Below are 1,560 nucleotides of genomic sequence, written 5' to 3' on the forward strand. Positions count from 1 at the left end.
GAAATACAACCACGAACCTTTCTTATAGTTCTATGTCTTCCTGCTGGGTTTTAAACAAATAATTGTGTGCCAGCGAAAGCATACCCCCGGAAACGTTTTTCACTTTAAAACCATTTTGCAGCAAAATACGTGTGGCGTAATATGCCCTTTGACCGGAACGGCAGATCACATGAATCTCTTTATCTTTTGGGAGTTCTTCCAGGCGTGTTCGCAATTGCCCCAAAGGAATATTTGTAGCGCCTTTAAATTCTTCCACGGCGAGTTCAAAAGGTTCTCTCACATCCAGGACAAATCCATTTTTTGCTTCTTTCCAATGACTCAAAGGCATATCGTTTTTCAGAACATCTGCGGCAACCATACCTGCAAAATTCACAGGATCCTTGGCTGAACCGAAAGCCGGGGCATAACAGAGTTCCGATTCTTCCAAATCGTAAATGGTTGCGCCCATTTGCAACAACGCAGCAAAAGCACTAACTCTCTTATCAACCCCAACTTTTCCAAGTGCCTGAGCCCCCAATAATTTTCCATTCGATTTACGGAAGATCACTTTTAAAGCTATCGGCATAGCACCGGGATAATAACCCGCATGGGAGTTAGGATAGAGGTAAATTTTTTCATAATCCGTATCTCCCAGTCGCACTAAGGTTTTTTCGCTTACTCCCGTCCAGGCTACCACTCCCCCAAACAAACCCACGATGGCTGTTCCCTGTGTTCCTCTGAATTTTGAATCTCTTCCGGCAATCACGTCCGCGGCAATTCTCCCCTGGCGGTTCGCGGGCCCTGCGAGGGCAATGAGGCTCTGCTCCCCGGTAACGAAATCTTTAACCTCAATAGCATCTCCCACCGCAAAAATATCAGGGTCGCTGGTAATCATTTGATCGGTTACTTTTATGCCTCCTCTGGCACCTAATTCTAACCCGGCCATTTTAGCCAAGCGCGTATCAGGACGAACACCTAAAGCCAGGATCACCAAATCTGCGGGATAAACCTTGCCCGATTGTGTAGAAACTTCAATAACGTTGTTTTCTAACTGTTTAAAACCTGCCACCCCGTCGGACATGGCTAATTTCACACCGTGTTTTTTCAGATGAGATTCCACAACCTTCGCGTGTTCCTTATCTATTGGGGGAAGAATCTGGTCTGACATTTCGACCAGGGTAACCTCAAAGCCACGGTGCACTAAATTTTCGACCATTTCAAGCCCGATAAAACCCCCACCAACTACAACCGCTCTGGTTTTGGGTCTGAGCGTTTGAAAGCCCGAATAGCGATGCATTCCCGAAAGAAATGGATTTCCCTTTTCTATCCATTCATTAATCACTCTGGCATCGGGTACCGTTCGCACGTGGAATACACCTGGCAAATCAATTCCCGGAAGCGGAGGGCGTACAGATACGGCTCCGGGCGAAAGCACCAGTTTGTCGTATTTTTCTATAGATAATTCACCCGTTCTTACGTCTTTTAAGGTTACTGTTTTTTCGGTCGGAGAAATTTCTACGGCCTCACAGTTAGTGCGGGCATCAATGTTAAATTGTGTTCTGAAAAGTTGTTCGGTGGCTA

General features: G+C 46.0%; 1 protein-coding gene. It reads right to left on the reverse strand.

The features are described 5' to 3' along the window. Positions 1 to 22: 22 nt before the first annotated feature. The coding region (locus WBV75_RS12540; protein ID WP_424120930.1) for an FAD-dependent oxidoreductase at positions 23 to 1,560 on the reverse strand (1,538 nt) is incomplete at its 5' end.

The organism is Robiginitalea sp., assembly GCF_049588695.1.
Lineage (GTDB): Bacteria > Bacteroidota > Bacteroidia > Flavobacteriales > Flavobacteriaceae > Robiginitalea.